The 15,114-nt window shown below is 54.5% G+C and carries 15 protein-coding genes and 1 pseudogene; 8 read left to right on the plus strand and 8 right to left on the minus strand.

Going from position 1 to position 15,114, the window contains the following annotated elements; genetic code table 11:
* Positions 1-37 precede the first annotated feature (37 nt).
* Positions 38-367, plus strand: a complete 330-nt coding sequence (locus tag AB8B29_RS34120; protein ID WP_439007103.1) for a hypothetical protein — start codon at positions 38-40, stop codon at positions 365-367.
* Positions 354-1,211 carry a helix-turn-helix domain-containing protein gene (locus tag AB8B29_RS34125; protein WP_092577411.1) on the plus strand — a complete coding sequence of 286 codons (858 nt, stop codon included), beginning with the start codon at positions 354-356 and terminating at the stop codon, positions 1,209-1,211. The genes AB8B29_RS34120 and AB8B29_RS34125 overlap by 14 nt, the downstream gene beginning before the upstream one ends.
* Here the strand turns inward: AB8B29_RS34125 and AB8B29_RS34130 are convergent.
* Positions 1,198-2,895 (minus strand): ATP-binding response regulator, encoded by a 1,698-nt coding sequence (locus AB8B29_RS34130; RefSeq protein ID WP_167669634.1) that lies wholly within the window; start codon positions 2,893-2,895, stop codon positions 1,198-1,200. The two genes, AB8B29_RS34125 and AB8B29_RS34130, sit on opposite strands and share 14 nt — an antisense overlap.
* Positions 2,892-3,419 (minus strand): hypothetical protein, encoded by a 528-nt coding sequence (locus AB8B29_RS34135; protein ID WP_092577414.1) that lies wholly within the window; start codon positions 3,417-3,419, stop codon positions 2,892-2,894. Before AB8B29_RS34135 ends, AB8B29_RS34130 begins: the two co-directional genes overlap by 4 nt.
* Before the next feature lie 433 nt (positions 3,420-3,852).
* Between AB8B29_RS34135 and AB8B29_RS34140 the strand changes: the two genes are divergently transcribed.
* The gene (locus tag AB8B29_RS34140; RefSeq protein WP_439007104.1) at positions 3,853-4,392 is read left to right on the plus strand and encodes a hypothetical protein; all 540 of its coding nucleotides are present in this window, start codon (positions 3,853-3,855) and stop codon (positions 4,390-4,392) included.
* Positions 4,393-4,520: 128 nt separating this feature from the next.
* Here AB8B29_RS34140 and AB8B29_RS34145 read toward each other — a convergent pair whose 3' ends face one another.
* Complete coding sequence (locus AB8B29_RS34145) at positions 4,521-5,657, minus strand: hypothetical protein (RefSeq protein WP_439007105.1); 1,137 nt, start codon at positions 5,655-5,657, stop codon at positions 4,521-4,523.
* Between the two features lie 460 nt (positions 5,658-6,117).
* Here AB8B29_RS34145 and AB8B29_RS34150 point away from each other — a divergent pair, with 460 nt between their 5' ends.
* On the plus strand, positions 6,118-6,858 hold the full coding sequence (locus AB8B29_RS34150) for a hypothetical protein (RefSeq protein ID WP_439007106.1): 741 nt from the start codon (positions 6,118-6,120) through the stop codon (positions 6,856-6,858).
* 87 nt (positions 6,859-6,945) lie between these two features.
* The gene (locus AB8B29_RS34155; RefSeq protein ID WP_439007107.1) at positions 6,946-7,302 is read left to right on the plus strand and encodes a hypothetical protein; all 357 of its coding nucleotides are present in this window, start codon (positions 6,946-6,948) and stop codon (positions 7,300-7,302) included.
* 69 nt (positions 7,303-7,371) lie between these two features.
* On the opposite strand, the pseudogene AB8B29_RS34160 reads toward AB8B29_RS34155, so the two are convergent.
* A pseudogene (locus AB8B29_RS34160) lies at positions 7,372-7,562 on the minus strand (nucleoside deaminase); the annotation flags it as partial.
* Positions 7,563-7,756: 194 nt separating this feature from the next.
* On the opposite strand from AB8B29_RS34160, the gene AB8B29_RS34165 reads away from it, so the two are divergent.
* On the plus strand, positions 7,757-9,595 hold the full coding sequence (locus AB8B29_RS34165) for a hypothetical protein (protein WP_439007146.1): 1,839 nt from the start codon (positions 7,757-7,759) through the stop codon (positions 9,593-9,595).
* 91 nt (positions 9,596-9,686) lie between these two features.
* Here AB8B29_RS34165 and AB8B29_RS34170 read toward each other — a convergent pair whose 3' ends face one another.
* The 4 genes from AB8B29_RS34170 to AB8B29_RS34185 all read right to left on the minus strand — a co-directional run bounded on the left by AB8B29_RS34170 (position 9,687) and on the right by AB8B29_RS34185 (position 13,592).
* Complete coding sequence (locus AB8B29_RS34170) at positions 9,687-10,556, minus strand: hypothetical protein (protein WP_439007108.1); 870 nt, start codon at positions 10,554-10,556, stop codon at positions 9,687-9,689.
* 440 nt (positions 10,557-10,996) lie between these two features.
* Positions 10,997-11,797 carry an ABC transporter permease gene (locus AB8B29_RS34175; protein WP_125851218.1) on the minus strand — a complete coding sequence of 267 codons (801 nt, stop codon included), beginning with the start codon at positions 11,795-11,797 and terminating at the stop codon, positions 10,997-10,999.
* A gap of 2 nt (positions 11,798-11,799) precedes the next feature.
* Entirely contained in the window at positions 11,800-12,597 is a 798-nt protein-coding gene (locus AB8B29_RS34180) for an ABC transporter permease (RefSeq protein ID WP_439007109.1), read from the minus strand.
* On the minus strand, positions 12,594-13,592 hold the full coding sequence (locus tag AB8B29_RS34185; RefSeq protein ID WP_439007110.1) for an ABC transporter ATP-binding protein: 999 nt from the start codon (positions 13,590-13,592) through the stop codon (positions 12,594-12,596). The genes AB8B29_RS34180 and AB8B29_RS34185 overlap by 4 nt, the downstream gene beginning before the upstream one ends.
* A gap of 527 nt (positions 13,593-14,119) precedes the next feature.
* On the opposite strand from AB8B29_RS34185, the gene AB8B29_RS34190 reads away from it, so the two are divergent.
* On the plus strand, positions 14,120-14,629 hold the full coding sequence (locus AB8B29_RS34190; protein ID WP_439007111.1) for a GNAT family N-acetyltransferase: 510 nt from the start codon (positions 14,120-14,122) through the stop codon (positions 14,627-14,629).
* 247 nt (positions 14,630-14,876) lie between these two features.
* Positions 14,877-15,095 carry a hypothetical protein gene (locus AB8B29_RS34195; protein WP_065664181.1) on the plus strand — a complete coding sequence of 73 codons (219 nt, stop codon included), beginning with the start codon at positions 14,877-14,879 and terminating at the stop codon, positions 15,093-15,095.
* Positions 15,096-15,114: the final 19 nt, after the last annotated feature.

The following is a 15,114-nucleotide window of genomic DNA, read 5'->3' on the forward strand; positions in this document are numbered from 1 at the left end:
GCGTTGTTTGCGCACTTGCGACGTCGGATTGCCGAACATGGCCTACAAGATCGAGACTTTTGACCATTACTCTCTGTATGAGTGGGAGGGTCGCGGTGGTACGCTCGTCGCCTTTGTGCTTTTCGACGGACGGCCTGTTCTTGTGGCCGACGGCCATCGGCCGGAGCGCATGGGAAGGCATGCCGCAGCCCATCTCTTTCTAGAGGACAACCTTCGTTTAAATTGCAATTCTGGTACGAATGGAAAAGTGGACCGAAGCTCAAGTTTACAGTATGACCCGATCACACATGTGTTAGTTCCGTATACGCGCATCTGGTACTTTGTTGATTTGGAATTTCAACCCTACGAGCAAAATGAGCGAAGATAGTCACAATGCGATCGAAAGTCGCTCGGATTACACGGATGAGGAAATCGGGCTTGCCGCCCAGTGCATTGCTGCACTCCTAACTCGACACGGAATTCCAAAATACCGCTTTGCCGTAACAGTTTCCGAAATCCTTGGACTTTCGTATTCCGCGGGAAACCGCAGGCTGACGACAAATGCGTCGTGGTCGCTTGAAGAACTGAAACACGTCGCCGAACATTTCAACGAGACCTTGGAAGAGCTTGTTGCGTTCGATAAGGCGGATGGGTTGCTCGATGCGTCCATTGTCATCAACAACCACGTCATCTCCTGCCGGATTCGGTTGGGAAATATCGTCGGGCAGGTGCCGCCGGGAACGCTCATTGCCGCTGAGATCGATGGCGCATGGCGAGCCATGCCGGCCGAAGCCAGATCGATCATACCAGCACACGCTGTCACCCGTTTGCTGATCGAACCGATAGCGTCTCGTCGCCGGGTTGCCATTCTCGACGATCACGCCGATACCGCGCAGACGATTGTAAAATATATGGAGACGGCGGGCTTGGACGCAGTCGCCTTTAGCGACCCTCAAACCCTGTTCAACCAGTCCGACTTCGATGCCTATGTTCTTGATTGGATCATCGAACGAGACGCCAGACGCCAGACCGCGCTGGAACTGGTCGAGAACATTCGTGCGCGCAACGGCCATTGTCCGATCATTATCCTAACGGGACAGATCGGGACGGGCAATGCCAACGAAGAGAACATTGCTGCGGCACTCGCGCAACACAATTTGAAATTCTTCACCAAACCGGCAAGCATGCCGATCCTCCTCGCCGCCTTGAATTCGAGCTTCAAAACTGCATGATCGTCAGCAATTGCTGCCGGCGTATCGGTTTGTTCAAGACCGCATCAAAGAGAGACAGATCTTGCCTGGCGCCATGATGTGCCGCTGACATTGCGATAAGCTTGGTCTTATGGCGCAAATCCGTCTTGCGGATCTGCGCCGCAAGCGCCGATCCGGTCATGATCGGCATGTCGAGATCGATGAAGATGACCGAATAGATGTTTGCGGCCAGAAAGTTCAGTGCCGTCATGCCGGAAGGAGCCATGTCGGCCACAAACCCGAGCTCTTCAAGCACGCTCGAAAAGCCTTTCAAAAGGTCAGGATGATCGTCAACGACGAGTACCCGCTTGTGAGCATCGGACGTCTCGTATGAACTTTCCGCCGCCGGGACCGCAGGTATTGCAAGCTCGAATATGCTACCGCCTTCTGACGGGCTGCTGATTGCCATGCGCGCACCAAGCTGCCGCAACAAAGTCTGGACAACCGACAAGCCAATGCCTCGCCCGCTGCCAAGGCTGGAGAGCCCCTTTCCGGCGCTGTTCTCGATGACCCGTGGCGGCAATCCAGGGCCGGTATCCATCACACGCAGCGCCAATTCGCCCGCCGTCTCATCAAATGCTGCGAGATCGACCTGAACATAGCCGCTCGGCGTATATTTGACCGCATTTGAAACGAGGTTATGCAACAACTGCGCAATGCGCTCGCTATCCGCAACCACGAAAACGGCCTCATCTGGGCCTGTTTGCCGCAGCTCCAGATGCTTGGCCTTTGCCGCAGCTTGATAATTTTCCACCACCTCCCGAACGAGCTCACCGGCCTCGAACACGCCCGGTTGCAGCTCGATATATCCGGTTTGAGCACGAGCCAGCGTCAGCATGTCGCGAAGCTGGACCGCCAGGCTGTTGGCCGCCCGGCGGATGCGCGCGGTCAACTCGTTCCGGGTTTTTACGTCTTGAGGTCGTTCCAGCACATCCAATGCCGAGACGATGACCTGAAGCGGGGTTCTGAGTTCGTGGCTGACCATTGCGAGGAAGCTGACCTTGTCTGCGACCGCCGCTTCCGCAGCCGCCAAGGCGCGCGTCTTCGCCATGATCGCCCACCAGTAAAATATCGAAATGATAACAAAGGACAGAATGGCGCAAACCAACAATCCCGCAATCACGAGAACGATTGCGTGTCCTGCCTGGATGGTCTCGAAGGACTTTTCCTTCAATTCAGTATCCTGATCCCAGGCCGCTTTGGATATCCTGCCTAAAGTAGAGGATATATCTTCCAATTTGCGCAACAACGCCTGAGCCTCTACCGGCGATAGATTGGGTTTAATCGCAGGCAGAACGTTTGTTGCGAATTCTGACAGGATTGGCACATCGCTCAAGAACCCTGGAAGCCGCCTAAAACGATCAGTCAGATCCGAGGGCCGCGTTATAATATTGATACCAGAAATAAGGACATCGATGTGGAATGAAAGTGCATCCGGTTCAACAGCAGATCCATCAGCAATCGTCCTCAAATCCAGCCTGACGGGTTCAAGCTCCCTTTGCGCCTGTGCGGTCGGCCAGTATAAATATGATGGGTTCTTGATATCGGCGGAACCCCAAGCAATATATCCCTCTCTTATTACACTCCAATTATATGTCGCCACACCTACACATGCGACCATAATTGCTGCGGGAATGCTAAACCACGTCAGATAGAATAATCTCATTCCACTTCGATCCCGCATAATTGCCAAACCATGTGGGAGGCACCAAACGGCGTGTCCAGTTCCTTCCCGAAGCTATCGCGCGGATACATAACGAAAATCGGTCCGAAATCTCTGACGGTTAAGCGAACCCCGTCTTTGCTGCTAGCTAATATAGTTCCATACTTGCCGAGAAAGTCACCATCCACCTCCACGCTAAAATCATCAAGCGCAACGAGACGCAGTTTACTTCCTTTCGCCGCTACTTCTTGAAGTATTTTAGTAAGCAAGGGCCCAACGAAGTCGCTTTTCGGAGTCCATGGTGTTGATGTCGTCACTGTCGATGTCGGCAGCGCAAGAAATTCGTGTTCGGACATCTCATAGCTACTGTCTGCGCTGTTCGTTATCCTATCAATTTTGCCAGTAATCGTCAGGAAGACATCCGGCTTGCATCCATTCGGTAGGCGAATAGCCGCATGCGTCACGTCCGCGATCAAACAAGCGTTGATCATCACCCATATGAAAAAAAGTATCGTCCTTTTCAGCATGCCTATAGATCCATTTATCGAAGCTGTACGGTTTAACTCAACTCCGAGTTTCTGCGAGCAGAATTTTCGTCCTCTGGACGATAGGTCGTCCGGGGCACACCGCATGGTACGCACTGACAAGGCCAGGATCCACATCTTTCAGACTGATATACCGGCTGCCCATGACTCCGGAAAATGCAATCCGTTTCGGAAATGTGCGCGATTTGCGTGAAGAGGCCATCCCATAATCAACAGCCTGAAAAAGCCACGGAATTTATCATTGTTTCGTCTGTCTGATGCCACGCCTATTCCGCCTTGTGCAAAAGAATATCACCTGCCCCAAAATCGCGCCTATCGCATCCGGCACAACCGAAATCGGCTTACATTTATCCCCGCAGCGTATATTAAGCTTCTCATGGAAGCTAAGTTTGGTCATTTTTTCAAAGGATAGGCCATGTCTGCTGATAACCAATTGCGGCCGCCGGCGTCACCCCCTACAGGCAACCCCTTCACTTCTGGAGCAAAGGAAGTTCAGATCCAGCAGAAGACGGTGAAGACCCGTACTACCCCGCGCGAGCTGATGGACAGTAATGCTGGTGAAGTGGGGGCGGGCGTAATTCATGTCATTGAAGGCGTCGACGAAGAACACTTTGTGGAAGCGCTAACGGACGGCGTTCGTGCTGCGTTCGATCTTGGCGACACTGGATATGAAGTGTTTAAAGTCGCACTGGTCGAATACCAACAAGCCAAAATATCCGATGGCAATTGCGATAGTCTCACGCTCTTCTACTCTGACGATAAATTGAACGGCAAAAAAACCGAGATGAACGAAACGCAATTTCAGTTTGGTCTCAAGGAATTGCTGTCAAAGGGGGTGCTATCGCAGAAGGCGCCTGATCAATATTGGCTGAATCAGGCTCTCTTCTTCAACGGTAGTGGCGTGATCTTGATCAAAGAGTATCGGCTGCTCCCGGCGAACCTACGGAACGTTTAGAAAATCCCTCTCAACGTTGATCGAGACATTTGTCAACGGCGGAGCAAAATCAAGCCAGGCAGCGGCGTAAAAGTCGACCACTTGTGGCGCGCGCATGGCGATTTTTGAGAGATCTCAGCCAGCCGCGCTCATTCTGGCGTATTGTAGGGCATGACAAGGTTGGTTCCGCCAGTATTGCGAAGGCCCCAGTAAGACCCGTTCACATGTCGCAAACGATCCGGCTTGAAGGGAATTGGATTGCCGTTTGGCCAGGTACGCTCCAGCGTCGATCGGAACATATCGGCCCAGAAATCGACGCTGAGAAACGCGTGATAGACCCCAGTATAAACCAAAGACTCGTTATCCGTCTGAAAGGCGCCTGCAACGTGCGGAAGGTAGCGGAATCGTTCCGGGATGAAGCGGGTTACAGGCAGTCCAAAGAACGCCGCTTCATCAAGGGTTCCGGAACTCAGCCCGACAACGCGCTGCAGGGACTCGTCGCATAAAAGCTCATACATATCGATATCGCTGTCGACATGAGGGATGCCGTGATGCTTGAGGAACGCGGCCAGCGACGGACTTGGATGAGGCGAGAAGGGGTGAGGACGAAAGGCGGTGGAACCGATCTTGACGAGTTCCGCTATTCTGTCTTCATGATCAAGCAGGGTGGCGATCCGTCCGTCATGGATCAATGACGCGTCGAATGGGGTCTGACCGACAATCAGCGTCTCAAGGGATGGCCCCTTTTTGTTGAAAGCGCTACGCCGGATCGCAGCTGCCTTGTGGAGTCCGACATGGAAATCGACCTCTTGGTCGGATAGGGCATATGATGCGATTGCGGCCAATATTTCGCTGCGGTTCGATGAAAATCCAAAGAATATATCGTCGAGAAACCGCAATGGATGCCATCGTACATCGACAAAGGGTATGTTCAGGCGGGTGAGAATTTTCTGCAGCAACGGGGATATCTCGAAACCTACCACCAATGAATTTTCGACGTGGGGCAGGAACAAGGCACAAATCGCGTCGGTCGCATCGGCTGCGAAGATTTTTGCCCAATTCGCAGCGTTCGCGCCCAGACCGAAGGCATCATAGACGGCGTTGCCGTCGAATGGTGATGTGTCGTCCCATTCCAATATGGTAACCGGCAAGCGGGTTGCCGCCGATATCTGTGGCGTCAGCATCGCAGCGAAGAAATGTGTGTTCGTCGCGAACCCCGTCCGTGATGTTTTTTCACCTGTGACGCGTAGCAGGTCCGAAGTTATGACAATGCGTTCGGGGTGCATACGGCTATAGTCCCTCATTGAAATACTAGATTCCCTTCTCGCTCTCGCGATCGGATCTCTTAGATATCCGCTGGCCGAGTTAATATGCCCTACTCGTTCCCGCCGGCGAAATAAACGTTTTCAGGTCCGATAAAACCGGCCGGTGTCGATTATCGCACGAACTTGACCCACTTTTTCGTTTCAGACGGATCCGCCCACACTGCGAGAAAATGTTTTCGATCAACACCATAAATGCAACTAGGTGGTACAACGCGAAATGAAAAAGTGGCGCAACTCTAGCTGAAACTCAACATACCCGTCGAAAGAAGCCGCTCGTCGGGAATTTCAGGTCCTTCGCGTGCATGCCGGTAACCCGTTGTGGTGAACGCTATTCCAATCAGGCCCCTAAATGTGAAGCTTTCTCTTTTTCGATAACTTAATTCACTCGCGTTATGTTTGCGTAAAATAGGAGAGCGCCCCCATGCCGCGCAGACAGTTTGCCACGTACATTAGCGTACTCACGGTGGCGATGATCGCATTTATTCTTGGCTTCCCATTTCTGCTGTTTGCTCTCGCACACGCGATCCACTGCGCTCCGGATACCTGTGGAGCAGTTGGGCTCGTCTTCGGATTGTATGGTCGGATGCTCGGTGTTCTAATATTCGGCACCGCAATGCTCGTGGCCATATTTGCTCGCTGCAGACGCGCCGGATTGAGTTCTTGGTGGGTTGTTGCGTCGCTTTTCTGGCTGCTTGCCGCCCGCGACGCTCTGATGGCAGGCTTGAATTTTTGGGGCGTGGGCTTTTCCCTCGGAATCCTATCCTTCCGATGGCCGATAACGCTAATTTTGTTCTTCGTCTTTGTAACGTTCCTCTCGCTGTGGAAAGGCTCTGACGAGAACGGAAGTGAACCACCGCCAAGGAGCTGGAAGATAGCTCAGGCGAGTGCGGCGTTGTCTGGGATCATCAGTGCCGTCATGTCCATCCCGCTATTCGTGACACTTGGATGGATTGGTGGATTGAGGTTGATCAGTCCGCAGAGCGCAATCATGACCATCCAATACTCTCTCTACCTCCGCATCGGGACACAATTCGTCACCCTCACGACGGTGCTTTGGTTGCTCCTGTTTATGTTCACGGGCGCGTTGATTCACATCCTGGTTTCGCAAGGCCGCGCGAACCTCCAAGTGCCTCCCACGCGATTTTCTCGCATGGATTCCTAGCAAAGCGTGGAAGCTTGCGTGAGCCACGCCCCACGGACGGCCTTGCTACCGACGGCACGACACATTGCATCTTTAACGGAGAGAATAATGCAGCACCTCAAAAGACTAAGCATCGTGTTCATGGCGATCACGCTTCTTTCTACTCCAGGCCAGTTCCTTGGCGGCCGAAGCGCAAACGCCGCCAGCGACACGGCGCGATATGGGTTGATATTCAACCTGGCCTTCCATACCGCAGAAATCGACGACAAGTGTCACGTGCTTTCCGTCAAGGAGCGTAAGAAAGTCGATGAGACGCTCGACGACCTCGTTTCCTCCAATAAACTTGGCGTTCTCAAGCAGCCGCTGCTTAGTGGGCGTAGTCTGTACAAGCCAAGCTGCGGTGACACGGATTGGGTTCGTGGTTGGCGGAATTACGCCAAAACGGGCTATCTGCGCGAGAAATAGGCGAACCGGCGAGCGCGGGACCGGCTTGTGCATCGCAACCGTCATCTTCTGGCTCAAATCAATGAACCCTCAGCCTAAACTGCCCAGATGCTTCGGCCAGAATTCCTGGTGAACTTTTGCGGCTTCGTCTTCGAGGTTCGTCGGGCCAGTGAAGGCACGCGCGCCGGTCTGCGCGACACCGCCCGACTAGGCACGTTCAACCCGATCCCAGCAATCTCGCCATGCCGCGTTTCGGAGCACGCAAACATCATACGGCCGATAACGTATCAGGTCATGATTGCGTCCGGGGCCTATCTGATCAACGGAGAGCGCCAAGGACCGCGACGTCCTAGCAGTTCGGCGCTACCCTTGAATCTGCCCCTGTCAAATTTCGAAGTCGATGTCGGCGACAAGCCCGTAACTGCTCGTTGCTAAACCGTTGCCTGAGATGAAGCAATGCAGGCGCCCCAGCTTGATGTTGAGCCAAACTCACTGTCTCCAGAGCGAAATGCCGCTTTCAGTATTGCGCGTTACAGTTGACACGATAACGTGCATCTTGCTGTTTGTGGGGTTAGTACCGATGTTCCTGCGTCAATCCGTTCTGGCCATTTTTGCATCCGCAACGTTGTTCGGCGCGGCGCGTGCAGATATGACGATACAGCGCATACCGATCGAGAACGCCACGCCGGTCCTTCTGCTAAAAGGTGAATTCAGCCAGTCTGACGATCCTCAACAGCTCTCGCGTGAAGTCGCGGCAAGCGGCGCCAAGGCAGTCACCTTTGACAGCAACGGAGGCAACATCCTTGCGGCCATGGCCTACGGGAGGATGATCCGGTCGCTCGGGCTAGCGACCTTTCAGCTACGTGCCAGCCAATGCGCGTCCGCCTGCACGCTGGCGTTCGTCGGCGGGGTGATCCGCCAAGCGGAGCCGGGCGCTATCGGTGTCCATCAGTCTTCATTTGCGCCGGGGACCGGGCTCGATGGTCCGACCGCCGTGGCTGCGGTACAGACGATGACCGCACAGATCATGTCATATTTTACGGAGATGGGCGTCGACCCCAAGCTACTTCAGCTCAGCCTCTCCGTACCCAGCGACGATATGCGGTATCTCACAGCCAGCGAGATGCAGAGCTTTGGGGTAACGTTCGGCAACCTCAACGATATGGCTGGCCGGCTTGCCGCAGCAGGAGCGGCTGTGCCAGCGGTTCCCTCTTCCGCAATGCAGGAACCTGCAGCACAGACAAACGAGCAGAAGGCTAGGGCATTTATATCTGCCTACTATGACGCCTGGTCTCAAGGAAACGCCGGAGCGGTCTCGTTCATGGAAAAAGCGTATGGCGATACCGTGGACTTCTACGGGAAAGCGACACCCAAAGCTGAGGTAGTCACTGCAAAGCGCGACTTTGCGACACGATGGCCCATCCGGGCCTACAGCGAAAGACCGCAATCCCTGCGGGTCGACTGTTCGATTACGTGTAGGATCGAAGGAAGTGTCGATTGGTACGCAAAGCGTACTGGCGATCGCATATCATCGGGGACTGCGGAGTTCTCATTTGGCTGGGACCAGAAGACCGGTACGATCGTATCGGAGAGCGGGAAGGTCAGCGAGACGGACAAGGGAGCCTCCGCGCCGGTCCGCCTGATATCGCAGTGGCAGGAGCAAAACGGCGCATGCCGCGGCGGTAGCGGAGATTCGCCGGACGCTCTGGCAACCTGCGACAGGCGCGAGCGCATTGCGGCGAAGCTTCAGAGCGTCGGCTGGTGCTTCGGTCGCGCGGGCGAGTACGGCTATCAAATGGATTGGCATGCGTGTGACGTCTCATCAAGTCAGCAAGCGGCTGCGGGCGCCAATCCATCGGCCGTATCGAGTGTGGTGCGGAAAAACCCGGCTGACTTTCCGATCTCAAGTCGATTTGCCGGAAAGACGATGCTGCCGGACTTCAAGGGTCGAGACCGGCAGTTCAACTCCTTCAGGACTCGCATCCGCGATGGCATGCACCAGGGCCCCAATTTTGCTGGGCACTACACCCTCATTCAGATCGGCTGCGGAACGGGATGTTCCTTCGCGATCGTCGCCGACAACAAGACCGGCCGGCCAGCGGGTTTCCCACGCGGCGGCGAGGCCAACATGTATCTCGCGCTGGATTATAGTCTCGAAAGCCGCCTGCTTGCAGCTCAATGGTTCAGCTACGACGCCGGTCGCTGCTTCCTTGAGTATTTCGATTTTGATCGAGATGAATGGAAGCCGCTCACGAAGGCCGATATCGGAAATAACGATACCTGCTACAAGACGATTGAAGAAAATCTTCGCTGATCCCTTGGGGTGTCGGGAGGTGAAAACCGTATCCGAGACCTTATAACCGCCTCGAGCTTGATCTAGGACGGTTGCCCCTAGAAGGATTGATCTAATCCGGAGCTCCGCGCAGCGGCATTGGACCGTCTGTCGAAAAGGGATCTGCAGGACGGGCACTCTCTACATAGAGACCATAGCGAGTGCCGTAGCCTGCAACGGACAATCGCATGCCAGGTGCAAGGCTCTGTCTAAAGCTATCCGGGAAGCCACACAATTCTCTGAACATCAAGGGCAATCCCTCAAGCTTGATCGGTCGGCGGCAACCTTTGCTCTCAAACCCGTCGATTTGAACCACTGCATAAGGCAGCTCGACGTGCGCGCCGGTGAACAGCGGAAAGATCATTGGAGCGATAAGAATGGCGATATTCCTTCCGGCGGCAAAGGCAAGCAATGCCGCGCCGCCAATGATAATGGTGTAGTCATCGCGCAGCTCCCGGTAGGTGCGCAGGACCAAAACATAGACTGCGGCCGACACCAGGCCGATCGCAACGCTCGGTATGCTCATCAGCGTCGCCCACTCCGTCGACGGCAGAAATAATGGAATGAACAAACCCACGACCATTGGCACCACGACACCGACCAATAGCCAAAGCCAAAGCAATTTGCGCGCAAGCCAAGGAAGCTTTTGCCGTGCTTGACGATGATCGCCACGTGTTCTCGCCGGCCTATTCGCCGCGATAATACGCCTGGCCTCCGCCGCGGTCATGGCATGCGGGTAACGCGGTGGCTCTTCGATCTTGCCAGACGCGATCCAGCGCTTTATTTGCTTGATCTGGTTATCCGAAGCAGGATCGTGGATCTTGACCCAGGCCGACAACTCTTTGTCGTCGCCCAACGCACTTTCCGGAACAGACTGATTTATGCGCGATGCAATCCATTTGGCGCGTTCGATTTTTATGGAAGAGGGGCGACGTACCGTCATGCTTTTGAACCGCCCTCCTCGCGCTTCTCAATATCGAACTGATCCATCAGCGGTCTTCATCCCCGTGTTAAGCCCGTCCAAATCATTGTGATCATTTATCGTAGGAGAGCACCAGCAGTGTCGCTTTCAGTTACCAATTTCAAACGTCAAAATATCATGCGCCGCTTAGTTTTAGCGGATATTTTTGGCGCCAGTTTCAGGTAAGGATTTCACACTGGCAGCTTAAAACTGCAAAAGCGATTGCAGGCCTTGAACGATCGCTGAGGAGAAGTGGCTGATTGTGCGGTGTATAGCGAAAGCAAGCTGGCTGGATAGGCTCTCCCAAGGGATCAGGGTCGGTCTGCACCGCGGTGGATCGGGTCGCCGCTGAATCACGTCTCACAGCGCTTTTGCGACAAATCAGGTAGCAACCTAATCATATAACTGCGACCCGCTATGCCTTACCCACCGCCGCTCTGGTAATGACCGACGCAATATCGCCAGTGCAGCATCGCCACGCCCGCAGACAATGGTCCAGCAATCAGCGTCAACGCCGGTCCCCATTCTCCGAGTATCGGAATATCCTTCCCCAAAATCGAAGCAACCGGCACGTAACTTATGAATGCCAGGGGCATCACTGTCAGCATTATGACCTGGATGGCGCCCGAAAAGATATTGAGCGGGTAGCGTGCCAACTGCCAGAAACCGAAGAAGATCGAATAAAGGTAATTTGACCGCCCCCAGATCAGCGCCGTGGCGCCGATCATCGTCATGACCGAGCAAACGAGCATCGCCGCGCCTATCAATGCCGCAAGCGCAAATGGGATAGTCCAGGCCGTCCATGCCGGATGCACCTGCGTCAAAGCCCAAACGCTCATGCCCAAACCGAGAAGAATATGGCCGCCATAGCCGATGTTAAGGCCGGAGAACACCAGATAGGCCCATGGGCTAATCGGCTTGACGAGCAAAGCGTCGAACTCGCCGCGCTGCACCAGACCCTCCATGTCACGCATCTGAACAAAGCTCAGCGAAGCGCCTAGGGAATAGGAAAGAATATGGAAGCCGAGCAGCAGCGCCATTTCTGGCCAGCGCCATCCACCCAAGACTTCAAACCGAGCAAGGATCAGCCAGATCGCCGCATAGGCGCTGGCGTAGCCGAATGCCTGGGAGATCCATCCAAGGAGCAGCGAAGCGCGATACTCCAGGCGCGTTCGGATGTGCAGCCCGGCAATGAACCATAGAGTAGACAGCGAATGGCCCATGCTCACCCCCCTTGCACGACAATGCGATGCCGAGCTCGCGACCACAACAAGCCCACGGCACCAGCCAGCACCAGAGCCCACCCCATGCCGACCACCAGCATCAGTCCCGCATCAAAAAGATCGAGTTTTCCGAGATAGACGGCCGCCGGGTAATAGGAAATCCAGGCAAAGGGAAGAAACCGCGCAATGGACGCCAGTGCCGATGGAAAGAACCAGAGTGGCACGATGCTGCCTGACAGGAAAGACATGATGCCCTGTAGAAACCACTCGAGCGAGCTCGCATCCATGATCCAGAACGACAACAGGCCGATGGTCGTCGCCAGCAGAAAGAAAACGGAGAACGACAAAAGCCAGAATGCTAAAAACAACATGGCATGAGCAACACTCGCTGGCGGCTGGATGCCGTAAATCATGCCAATGACCGCGATGACTGGCAAAACCAACGCAATCAGCGAAAAGCCGAGATTGCCGAGCTGAACGGCAAAGAGATAAAGCGGATAGTGAAAGGGTTTCAGCAGGTGAATGGCAACATCGCCGGTCTTGACCGCCTTGCCGACCTCGTTGATCAGATAGCCTGGCTCCCACGCGCCGAGCACCGTGCCAGCGATCAGCGAGTAGGTGATCATGTCGGAAAGACTGATACCATCAACGCTCGGCTTGCCCGCGAATACCGCCGTCCAGATTGCAATCCTTGCCAGCACTTCGACAAGTCTGCCGAATAGGCTTGCCCAGACTTCTCCGCGATAAGCCAAGCGTGTCTGAAACGCGGTTGCGGTGAAAGCGAGATACAGTCTGCTCACGCTGCCTCCACCGCCAGACGATTTTGGTAATAGGTACGGATCACCTCTTCGATATCGGGCGCGTCGAGAGAAACATCGTGCAGGTCGTAGCCGTTGCCCAATTCCGTGAGCACTTCGACCAGCGATGTCTTGTCATCGTCGAGCAGGAAGTGCCGCGTCATGCCCTCGCCGCCGACCGGCGTTGCACAACTCAACACAACATCGCCCGGGTCAGATTTGAATTCCAACGTCAATCGCCGTCGCGCGCCGAAGGCCGTGCGCAATTTGGTCAGCTCGCCGTCAAACAGAAGCTTGCCGTCGTCCACCATAATCAGCCGTGGGCAGATCTGCTCGATGTCCTGCAGGTCGTGGGTGGTGAGGATGATGGTGACGCCGCGTTCCTTGTTGATCTGCGATAGGAACTTGCGCACCACATCCTTGGCCATGACATCCAGGCCGATGGTGGGCTCGTCGAGAAACAGGATCTTCGGATCGTGCAATAGCGCCATCGCTATTTCGGCGCGCATCCTTTGGCCAAGGCTGAGCTGGCGGACCGGCCTCTCGAGAAACGGCGATATGCCCAGCATGTCGCAAAGCATGCCCAGGTTCTCGTCAAAACGGCTTTGCGCAATATCGTAGATATGGCGGCTGAGTTCGAAACTATCCCGCACCGGCAGATCCCACCAAAGCTGGCTGCGCTGACCGAACACAACGCCGATTTCCCGGGCGTTGGCCATCCGCTCCTTGTGAGGCACGCGTCCGAGGACAGAAACTCCGCCACTGGAGGGCACCAAAATACCGGTCATCATCTTGATCATCGTCGATTTCCCGGCGCCGTTCGGCCCGAGATAACCCACGGCCTCACCGGCTCCGATCGTAAACGAGATCTCATCGACAGCCTTGACCTCGGTATATTCGGGAGAGACCAATCCCTTGAACGAACCGATCAGGCCCGGATAACGGCGGCGCTGACGAAAGGTTTTCGATGTCCTGTCGGCGACAATGATACCCGTCATGATAAGGAAACCCTTTTAGAACTGCACTTTCTACCCGCCGGCATACTAGCATCGAGATCGTATTGAATGGTGTGGAAGATGTCTTCGGAAGCACTGAGATGTCGCCGGCTATCGAATCAAATTATCGACCAAGGATTGCCGATGCACCAGCCCCTGTCTGCCCTGGGCGTCTCCGGCGGCGATTTGGTATATCGATGTCGCTGGCCTTGCAGGCCAGCTTTTGTAGGCAGCAACCGATGTAATATTCAGCTAAGCGCTGCAATGAAATCTGGGGCTGAAATCGACCAAAACTGTCGGTTTCACTTCCGGATTGCAAACGTCAAAATGTCATGGGTCGGTTGGGTTTAGAGGTCGTCGTGGGTCCGGCTTTCAGCTAAGGATTTCAGGGGAAGCTTAGAAAGCAATGTGATCGATGATCTCCGAGGGTTGCCGATCTTCTTCCGTATTGAAGGCGCAGCGGACGAAATGGCAACTTGTGCGCCAATTCAGCCAGGTACGCTGTTAGTCTAGAACGAGGTCGCTACAACATGCATATTCGCAAGGCCGTCTCCGCCGACGCGGAGGAGCTTTCTGGTCTCCTGAACGAGATCATCCAAGCCGGCGGAACAACTGCAATCGAGACTCCACTGTCGGCCGCCGAATTCGCCGATTGGTTCATCGATGGTGAGTTTCCCATTGCTTGTTATGTTGCAGAGTACGATCGATCGCTTATCGGCTTTCAGTCCCTGAGTTTATACGGCAATCCACCGAAAGGGTTCGCCGACATCGCGACGTTTGCCCGTATGAATTCAAAGATACGTGGCGTCGGGAGTGCCCTCTTTCCTGTGACTCGAGTAGCTGCAGAAGAGCTTGGGCTCAAATTTATCAATGCGACCATTCGAGCTGATAATGTCAGCGGACTTGCCTATTACGCGAAGATGGGTTTTGAGACCTACGACAGGCTGGTCCAGATTCCACTTTTGGATGGAACACCCGTCGACAGGATAAAGAAACGTTTTAGGATCGCCTCCGAACACCAAGCGGCGCACTACGCCTGAATTTGTCGGCGGCATCGCGGCCAACTTTGGCACGCCGCGACGTATCCGATTTTCAGCTAAGTGCTACAATTGCAGTCGGTAACTGAAATCGACACCGAATGTGCCCCACGTAGCCTGAACGTTGTAAGTGGGGCAGATTGGGTGGCAAACGACCGCAGATCAAACTGATATCCGCAATCAGCCTCTATTTTGTTGGAGACGAAGTACAATACGCTGCACGTGATGACCTGGACATGGGAAATGCAAAATGATCATAGACAAAGCCCACGCGAAGCGAATTATAGACCTCGTGGTTTCACTGGATCCCATCCTCAATAAGCTCGCTGAAGAAGTCACATCGATTGAGAACATCGAGCTTTCGAGGGAGCTAAGGGGGGCTCTCGCTGAAATCATGGGGCAGGCCATGATGGGTATCATTGTCCCGCTTGAGAAACTTTTTCCCGAGCTGAATCCTGATAAAGCATGACGATAATTGTTGTTGTGGA

The organism is Rhizobium sp. 11_C7_N12_5 (assembly GCF_051811145.1).
Taxonomy (GTDB): domain Bacteria; phylum Pseudomonadota; class Alphaproteobacteria; order Rhizobiales; family Rhizobiaceae; genus Rhizobium; species Rhizobium lusitanum.